Origin of the sequence: Bacillus cereus, from assembly GCF_002567495.1 — a bacterium.
Taxonomy (GTDB): Bacteria; Bacillota; Bacilli; order Bacillales; family Bacillaceae_G; genus Bacillus_A; species Bacillus_A cereus_AQ.
Genome location: NZ_NVAP01000035.1, coordinates 117,397 through 126,027, shown reverse-complemented (window position 1 = coordinate 126,027; position 8,631 = coordinate 117,397). Strand labels below are relative to the sequence as shown.

The following is an 8,631-nucleotide window of genomic DNA, read 5'->3' as shown; positions in this document are numbered from 1 at the left end:
GTACAAGTACAAGTAGAAAACGCAAAAGAACTAGGAAGCTTACAAGTGATCAAAAAGGATGCGGAGAGTGGAGAAGTTCTAGCCGGTGCAGAATTTAAGCTGAAAAATGAAGCTGGTCAAATAGTTGGAGAGGCGAAAACAACAAATAAAGACGGTGTTGTGAAATTCGAAAACGTAGTGCCAGGAAAGTATACGTTAGAAGAAACGAAAGCGCCGGAAGGTTATAAAGCACTAGAAGTAACAGTAGAAGTAAATGTTGTAGCGAATGAAGTAGTAAAGCAAGAAGTTACGAATGAAAAAGTGAAAGAAGAAATTACAGGTCAATTAGAAATTACAAAGGTAGACGTTAATAATACAAATAAAACATTAGCAGGCGCAGTGTTTGAAATTTGGAAAGACGGAACAAAAATTGACACATTAACAACAAATAAGAGCGGTAAAGCAATTTCTAAGAAGTTAGAACCAGGAGATTACATTGTTAAAGAAATCCAAGCGCCAGAAGGATACACTTTATCCAATAAGGAAATCAAATTTACGATTTCTAATGAAAAAGTTGAAGTTGTAAAGCTTCAAATTACAAATAAAAAAGATACAGATAAAGATCCAGAAAAACCAGGTGAAGGAACAGAGAAGCCGGGTGAAGGAACAGAAAAACCAGGTGAAGGAACAGAAAAGCCGGGTGAAGGAACAGAAAAACCAGGTTAAGGAACAGAAAAACCAGGTGAAGGAACAGAAAAGCCGGGTGAAGGAACAGAAAAACCAGGTGAAGGAACAGAAAAGCCAGGTGAGGGAGTAGAAAAACCTAATTTACCAGAAAAAGGACAAGGTTCATCTAATAATCAACAACTTCCAGCTACAGGACACACTATGAATTATGTTCCATTCATCGGTTTTATGCTTCTGTTAATAGGAATACGTTTAAGATTCATGGCTAAAAATAGCTAATAGATATATAAAAGGCATCAGAGATATACAATCTCTGATGCCTTTTAAGTTAATACAGATAAAATGAAAATATCTATATGGAATGATAAATATTTTAAGCTTCAATCACGCTAAGCATTCTGTTTATAAATGCAGCTGCGTGTGCACGTTGTGATGGTCCTTTTGGTACGAATTGATTAAATTCATTACCTTTTACAATTCCATATCCATACACTCTTTGTACTTCTTCTTTAGCGTAAATTAAGTTTTGGTCTACGAATGGTAGTTCAACTTGTTTTGCAAAAATACCGGCATGTTTTAGAGAACGATCAATCATAATAACAGCTTCTTCACGTGTAATTGTAGTATTTGGATCAAATGTATTATCACCACGTCCGCGGATTATGCCTGCGCTTGCTGCACGATTAATGCCGTCTCTTAAAGATGGGTGTACTTGTTCTAAGTCTGTGAACTTAGCATTTCCACTTGGTAATTGTAAAGCACGAGTAATTAATGTAGCAAATTCAGCACGCGTTACAAGACGTTCTGGGAAGTACTTGCCGTTTCCTTCTCCTTGCATAATGCCTCTAGCTGCTAATTGACGAATGTCTTGTTCATACCATCCACCTGTAATGTCATCAGTTACTGGATCTTTTTGGTTTTCCTTATAGTATGTTTCAGTTCCTTTTAAGAAAGCATCCCATTGTCCGCGTTGAATCATATACGCAGGGCAGTTTTTTCCTGACCAAAATTGGTGTTTTTGGACCTTATCTAGAGAAATATTTAAATCGTTCATTAAATAAGCTGCCAATTTACGGGCATTTTCTACCGCTTTTTCATAGTTTCCATCTTCATTAACGGCAATTTCAATTCCGATAGATTCATAATTTCCTGTTTTATTTCCAGCATGCCATCCAACTTCATTTACCGGAAGATGTTGATAAATTTCTTTATCATCTACTGTGAAATGCCAAGATGCGGCGCGATCAGCTGTTCCGCGTGCTTGATTATCTAAGAATTTTGCATGATTTAGAGCATTGGCACCTTTCGCTGGATTAGCCGTTTCGTGGATTGTAATATATTTAGGTACCATCGGGTAGCCAGGGCGAATATCATCATTTCCTTTTGGGACAATCATTTCTTTAAATGTAACGCCATAAATATTGTTTGTTTGTAGAGCTTCCGGAGCTCTCAATAAACTATTTTTAGCAGTACGACTGTTTTTTAATAATGAAGCTTTTGTACCTTCAAATGTAGCAGAAGGTGCATAAATCCATTTTGCTGTTTCATTTATTTGGACTTTAAACCAATTTCCAGCTTGTTCAGTAGGAGTAATGACTTGTGGCTGTAGTTTTCCTTCTTCTTTAAATGATTGGAACGGAAGTGCATGTATGGAAGCTTCTTCTTTTACGATTAATTTTTGGTTAGATAGTTTATGAATCTCTTGAACTTCTAAGCTATTATCATTGTTATCTATCCATCCAGCGCCAGCTGGCGTCGTGATGTAGTAAGCATTTTCTTTTTTCTTTGTCGCCGTTACGACTTGTTCTGTAATCTCGATATTCGATTTGTTTTTTAAATCATTCGCGGTATATAATGAATGTTTTTTTGAAGTGTATAGTAGGAATTGGCCAGTAACCTCGATATCTTCTTCATGAGTACTATGCTCATTAACATGCTCTTTAATACTTTTAAAAACTTGATCCTCCGTATATACTTCGGCGGATTTTTCAGCACTCTCTGCAAATGAATAAGTAGGTGCAAGAACAGTTTGTAATGCAAGAGAGAGAGTTAAAACACTATAAAATTTCTTTTTCATATTTTTTTTAACACATTAGATTGTGGAATCTAGTGTTAACATTCCTCCTTTATATATTGTATTTTCGCTATGTAACGATTTTTTGTACTAATAAATTTTAACAAGAGAAAATCATGATGTCTATATACATGAGCGATATTCATAAAAAGAATTATTTGAAAACATGTAAGAGAAACAGGTAAAACCTTCTGTATTGACCTGTAAACGCCCTTCAAGTAAACTAAAGAGAGTTTGCAAATGAAAAGGTGATAATGTGTTAATTTCAATTAAAACGTTACAAGATGATCGTTTTTTACGTCCGCTACAAAATATTGGCGGCTTATTTTTTGAAGATAGTACGATTGGATTTGAACAAGAGGAAGCTAATCTGATCGTTGATATACACATTGAGGATAATGTGAAAGCATCCGCTCGATTAACGGATGTTAGCACAGGAAATGTGTATGAAGAAACATTCTCGAAAGATTTATCTGCTTTCACAGATGAAAAAGAGCGTATGAAGCAAGTGAAGCACGTTGTTTCTTATGTATATCTTTCTGTTCTTCAGCAGTTAACTGGACTTGAACAAAGCTGGGGTATTTTAACGGGAGTACGTCCGACGAAACTTCTTCATAAAATGCTTCAAAATGGTATGTCAAAAGAAGAAGCGCATCAAGAACTTCGTGAAAGTTATTTAATTCATGAAGAGAAAATTGAACTTCTTCAGCGCATTGTTGATTGCCAATTAGCAGTTGTTCCGGATTTATACCGTTTGAAAGAAGAAGTAAGTATTTATATCGGTATTCCGTTCTGTCCAACGAAATGTGCATACTGTACATTCCCGGCTTATGCAATTAATGGGCGCCAAGGCTCTGTTGATTCGTTCTTAGGTGGTTTGCATTATGAAGTTCGTGAAATTGGTAAGTTTTTAAAAGAAAAAGGTGTAACAGTTACGACGATTTATTATGGCGGCGGTACACCGACAAGTATTACAGCAGAAGAGATGGATATGCTGTATGAAGAAATGTATGAAGCGTTCCCAGATGTGAAAAATGTGCGTGAAGTAACGGTTGAGGCAGGTCGCCCAGATACAATTACGCCAGCAAAACTAGAAGTGTTAAATAAATGGAACATTGACCGTATTAGTATTAATCCGCAGTCATATCATCAAGAGACACTAAAAGCAATTGGACGTCATCATACTGTAGAAGAAACAATTGAGAAGTATCATTTAGCTCGTGAAATGGGAATGAACAATATTAATATGGACTTAATTATTGGTCTTCCTGGTGAAGGGTTAGATATCTTTAAGCATACGTTAGATGAAACAGAAAAGTTAATGCCAGAATCATTAACAGTTCATACGTTATCATTTAAACGTGCTTCTGAAATGACGCAAAACAAACGTAAATATAAAGTAGCAGGTCGCGAAGAAATTACAGCGATGATGCACGAAGCAGAAGAGTGGACGCAAAAGCATAATTACGTACCATATTACCTATATCGTCAAAAGAATATTTTAGGTAACTTAGAGAACGTTGGTTATGCAATGCCGACGCAAGAAAGTATTTATAACATTGTTATTATGGAAGAAGTACAATCAATTATCGGACTTGGTTGCGGTGCATCAAGTAAATTTGTTCATCCGAAGACGGGGGCAATTACGCACTTCGCGAATCCGAAAGATCCAAAATCATATAACGATGGCTTTGTAAAATATACAGAAGATAAACTGAAAATTTTAGAAGAGCTATTTGTATAAGGAGAAGGAGGTTGTTCCGAGTTGGAATAGCCTCTTTTTTATATTGCTGATTTTTGTAGGTAAGTCGATATATTCGGGAAATCGCTGCTGTAATTTCATTTACCGATGGTCTGCACGTGTTGTAAAACTATGTCGATAATAATCAGAAAAATTAGTCAAGACATTAGAGGACAATGTCTACTTATGGACGAAATGATAGATTTATGAAAGAGAAAAGGGGGAAATTGTTGGCATGTACATGACGATAGGGAGAATTTTTGATTTATCTGTTGGTAAGTATCCGAATAAAGAGGCGTTAGTGGAACCTGAAAAAAATATTCGCTGGACATATAAACAGTGGGATGAACAAATAAATAAAACGGCGCACGCTCTATTAGAAGACGGCGTAAGAAAGGGAGATACAGTATCTGTTTACTTATATAACTGCCATGAATTTGTAAACGTTTACTTAGCTTGTGCGAAGATTGGTGCGATTTTTAATCCGATTAATTTCCGCTTAAAGGCGAAAGAAGTATCTTATATTCTTCAGGACGCATCCTCGAAAGTCGTTGTTTTTGAAAAAGCAGTTGAGTCAACTGTTGCTATCATTGAACGAGATTTTCCAAATACATCTTTTTGGTCTATAGAAGACGATAAACCTTCCTATGCAAGTTCCTACCATGAAAAAGTGAATGCAGCACCTTCTGAGAAAGTAAATATCGAAATGGATGAAATGGACTTTTGTTCTATGCTTTATACGAGCGGTACGACAGGTCATCCGAAAGGCGTGTTACATCGTCATCGTGAAATGGCTGAGCATAGTATGATTTGTACGTATTTCCTAAAATATAATAGAGATAGTGTTGGGCTTGTCGTTGCACCTTTATATCACTGTGGTGAATTAAATGCCGGAATCATCCCACGCATTCAAGTTGGCGGAAAGAATGTTATTTTACACCATTTTGATACAGAAACAGTATTACATACGATTCAAGAAGAAAAGATTACGACGTTCTTTGCAGCACCGACGATGTGGAATATGTTGTTGCAAAAAGATTTAACTCAGTATGATTTAACGTCAATGAAAATCGGGATATATGGCGGAGCTGCGATGGCACCGGCGTTAGTGAAGGAATGTAAAGAACGTCTTTATATTGACCTTGTTCAAATTTACGGAATGACAGAAATGGGACCAGTTGTTGCGTTTCTAGTAGAAGAAGATCAAATTACGAAAGCTGGTTCAGCAGGAACACCATGTTTTAGCCATGAAGTTCGTATTGTGAAGCCAAATGAAGAGGCACCGGCAGAACCAGATGATGTATTACCTCCTTATGAAGTGGGAGAAATTATTTTGCGCGGCCCAACTATGATGGCTGGCTATCATAATCGTGAAGAGGCGAATAAAAAATCGATGTATAAAGGATGGTATCATTCTGGTGATTTAGGATACTTCGATAAGGATGGTTATTTATTCGTTGCAGATCGCGTTGATGATATGGTAATTAGCGGTGGTGTAAATATTTACCCTCGCGAAATTGAAGATTTCCTTCATAGTCATCCCGGTATATTAGATGTGGCGGTACTTGGTGAGCCAGATGAATTATGGGGAGAGCGTGTGGTGGCAGTTATTGTGAAGAAAGATGAAACAATAACAGAAGCTGATTTGGAAATGTATTGCAAAGAAAGTGACGAATTAGCAGATTATAAGCGTCCGCGTCATTATTTATTTGTAGATGAACTTCCGCGTAATGCGAGCGGGAAGTTGCAGAAGTTTGTGCTGAGGGAGTCTTTGAAAGGGGCAAAAAAATAGAAAGTGGGGGATACCCACTTTCTATTTTTATTTGCGTGAAAAACCTTCTTCATCAAGGTATTCCGCAGCTTCTGGATAAGAGTTGAATGTACCGTCTAAGTTTACACCAGCGTATACGTTCCACATGTCATCCTCTGAAATAAGAGTAAGAATATGACCATCTTCGTTCTGCCATTCTTCTTCTTTTGCAGGTTCTACAGGTGCTACTACTTCTTCTTGTGATAGAAGGTCAATTGATTTCTCAATTACTGAACGTAACTCTTCTGCTGAAAACTCACGGATGTTAACCATACCTTTATCATCCGTTTTGTAACCTTTAATACCGCTTGCATACACAAATCCATTTCCATTTGGGTGTAAATGAAATACAACGTTCTTTTTATCTAAACGACTTTCTTCAAAGTGGAAGTTTACACGTTTTAATGATACGTTCTTTCTTTCTAATTCTGGGAAAGATTCAATAATCGATAATTTTTCTTCAAAAGTTAGCATAGTGCCTCCAAGTATATAGTAAAAGATTTAATTTGTTCATTATAGCATAGTTGCAATTGTTTCCAAAGATAAGGGGGAAACTTTTCATTGAATACGTTTCCGTCACGAGAATGTAAAAAGTGAGCTAACGAATGTATCTTTTTAGGTGTACAATGGAACATGGACTTTATACAAAGGTGGTTATTTATATGTTTCAAAAAATAGCAAAGGAATGTTTAGCGGGATTTACTGTTGCGATTGTTGCGTTGCCACTTGCGATTGCATTTGGTATTGCTGCGACAGGAACGTCTGAGGGAGCGCTTGTTGGATTGTATGGTGCGATTTTTGCAGGTTTATTCGCAGCGTTATTTGGCGGGACACCTGGGCAAGTAACGGGGCCAACTGGACCAATTACCGTTATCGCAACAGGAGTTATTGCGACGCACGGGTTAGAGGCAAGTTTTATTGCCTTTATGATGGCAGGGTTATTTCAAATTTTATTCGGTGTATGTAAGCTCGGTTCTTACGTTCGATATATTCCGTATCCTGTCGTTTCAGGATTTATGAATGGTATTGCATTAATCATTATTTTAGGCGAAATAAAGCACGTACAAAATAGTTTTCTACTTGTTGTGTTAACGATTATTGTAATGATTGTTTCTGGTAAATGGATTAAGGCGATTCCGTCTAGTTTAGTAGCACTAGTCGGTGTGACAGCTTTACTACCTTTATTTTCTTCCCTACTCGAAGGACTTACAGTAAAGTTACCGATTATCGGAAATCTTTCGTTAAATAAAGTAATTGAAAAGATTGGAACCATTCCAGAAGCGATGCCTACGCTTCATATTCCATCTTTAAGTGGAACAGGAATAGCAGCACTTATTTTACCAGCGCTTAGTATTGCTTTATTAGGATCGATTGACTCGTTGTTAACATCGGTCGTAATGGATAATGTGACAGGTACACGTCATAAAAGTAATAAAGAGCTCGTTGGACAAGGTATCGGTAATATGATGAGCGGATTGTTTGGCGGATTAGCAGGTGCAGGTGCGACTGTAAGGTCTATCGTGAATATAAGAAGTGGCGGTAAAACGGCACTTTCGGCGTGTATGCATAGTGTTATCTTATTCATTTTTATTATGGGGCTTGGTTCGGTCGTACAATATATTCCACTTGCTGTACTATCAGGTATTTTAATTTTAACTGGTATTGGAATGTTCGATTGGGAAAGCATGAAAAAGATGCATGTCGCTCCTAAAGGTGATGTCGTTGTTATGCTCGTAACGATGATTGTGACGGTGAAGTTCGATTTAATGATTGCTGTTGCATTCGGTATTATTCTTTCGTTCATCATATATATGGTGAAATGTAAAGAACGTAAAACTTCTATCGTAAAAGAAAGAGAAGAAACGTATACGATTCAAGGACCGCTCTCTTTCTTATCAGTAGATCGTATTTTCTCTACTTTACAAGGTGTGAAGTCACCGGTTGTTTTACGTATGAAAGATGTGCGTTATATGGATGTATCAGGAGCTATGGCATTATTAAATTTTGTTGAGCAATCAAATAAAGCAGGGGCAAGTGTAAAGCTTGAGCAAGTACACCCGAGTATTGAAAAAACAATCGTAGTAATGGCGAACGATGAACAGAAAGAACAATTGAAAATCTTAAGTGTTTAGATGGTAATTAGAATATCTCACAATTTTACATAAATTATAATGTAGAGTTGTGGGATATTCTTATAATATTTTTAGTAATATATATCGCAATGATAGAGAAGAAGAGCTTTTTGAGTAACAAAAACGGTTATAATGTGTACATATATAATGGAAGGAATTAGAAAAAATATTGTGAAGAGATAGGCTTGAACTGGTTCTCTTTTCTATT

5 protein-coding genes and 1 pseudogene are annotated in these 8,631 nt (G+C 36.7%); 4 read left to right on the top strand and 2 right to left on the bottom strand.

Annotated features, from left to right (window positions below):
• A pseudogene (locus tag COK05_RS16385) lies at positions 1–945 on the top strand (SpaA isopeptide-forming pilin-related protein); the annotation flags it as partial.
• A gap of 94 nt (positions 946–1,039) precedes the next feature.
• On the opposite strand, the gene COK05_RS31020 reads toward COK05_RS16385, so the two are convergent.
• Positions 1,040–2,743 carry an S-layer homology domain-containing protein gene (locus COK05_RS31020; protein WP_141539124.1) on the bottom strand — a complete coding sequence of 568 codons (1,704 nt, stop codon included), beginning with the start codon at positions 2,741–2,743 and terminating at the stop codon, positions 1,040–1,042.
• 253 nt (positions 2,744–2,996) lie between these two features.
• On the opposite strand from COK05_RS31020, the gene COK05_RS16375 reads away from it, so the two are divergent.
• A complete protein-coding gene (locus COK05_RS16375; protein ID WP_098613409.1) occupies positions 2,997–4,484 on the top strand; it encodes a coproporphyrinogen III oxidase in 1,488 nt (495 codons plus the stop codon).
• Between the two features lie 232 nt (positions 4,485–4,716).
• Entirely contained in the window at positions 4,717–6,273 is a 1,557-nt protein-coding gene (locus tag COK05_RS16370; RefSeq protein ID WP_098613408.1) for a fatty acid--CoA ligase, read from the top strand.
• 27 nt (positions 6,274–6,300) lie between these two features.
• Here the strand turns inward: COK05_RS16370 and COK05_RS16365 are convergent, their stop codons facing one another.
• Entirely contained in the window at positions 6,301–6,765 is a 465-nt protein-coding gene (locus COK05_RS16365; protein ID WP_000954998.1) for a hypothetical protein, read from the bottom strand.
• Positions 6,766–6,953: 188 nt separating this feature from the next.
• On the opposite strand from COK05_RS16365, the gene COK05_RS16360 reads away from it, so the two are divergent.
• Positions 6,954–8,423, top strand: a complete 1,470-nt coding sequence (locus COK05_RS16360) for a SulP family inorganic anion transporter (protein WP_098613407.1) — start codon at positions 6,954–6,956, stop codon at positions 8,421–8,423.
• Positions 8,424–8,631 lie beyond the last annotated feature (208 nt).

Bases quoted from the DNA above. Each gene is read 5' to 3' on its own strand.
- COK05_RS31020 (WP_141539124.1), bottom strand. From the start codon at position 2,743: ATGAAAAAGAAATTTTATAGTGTTTTAACTCTCTCTCTTGCATTACAA.
- COK05_RS16370 (WP_098613408.1), top strand. From the start codon at position 4,717: ATGTACATGACGATAGGGAGAATTTTTGATTTATCTGTTGGTAAGTAT.
- COK05_RS16365 (WP_000954998.1), bottom strand. From the start codon at position 6,765: ATGCTAACTTTTGAAGAAAAATTATCGATTATTGAATCTTTCCCAGAA.
- COK05_RS16360 (WP_098613407.1), top strand. From the start codon at position 6,954: ATGTTTCAAAAAATAGCAAAGGAATGTTTAGCGGGATTTACTGTTGCG.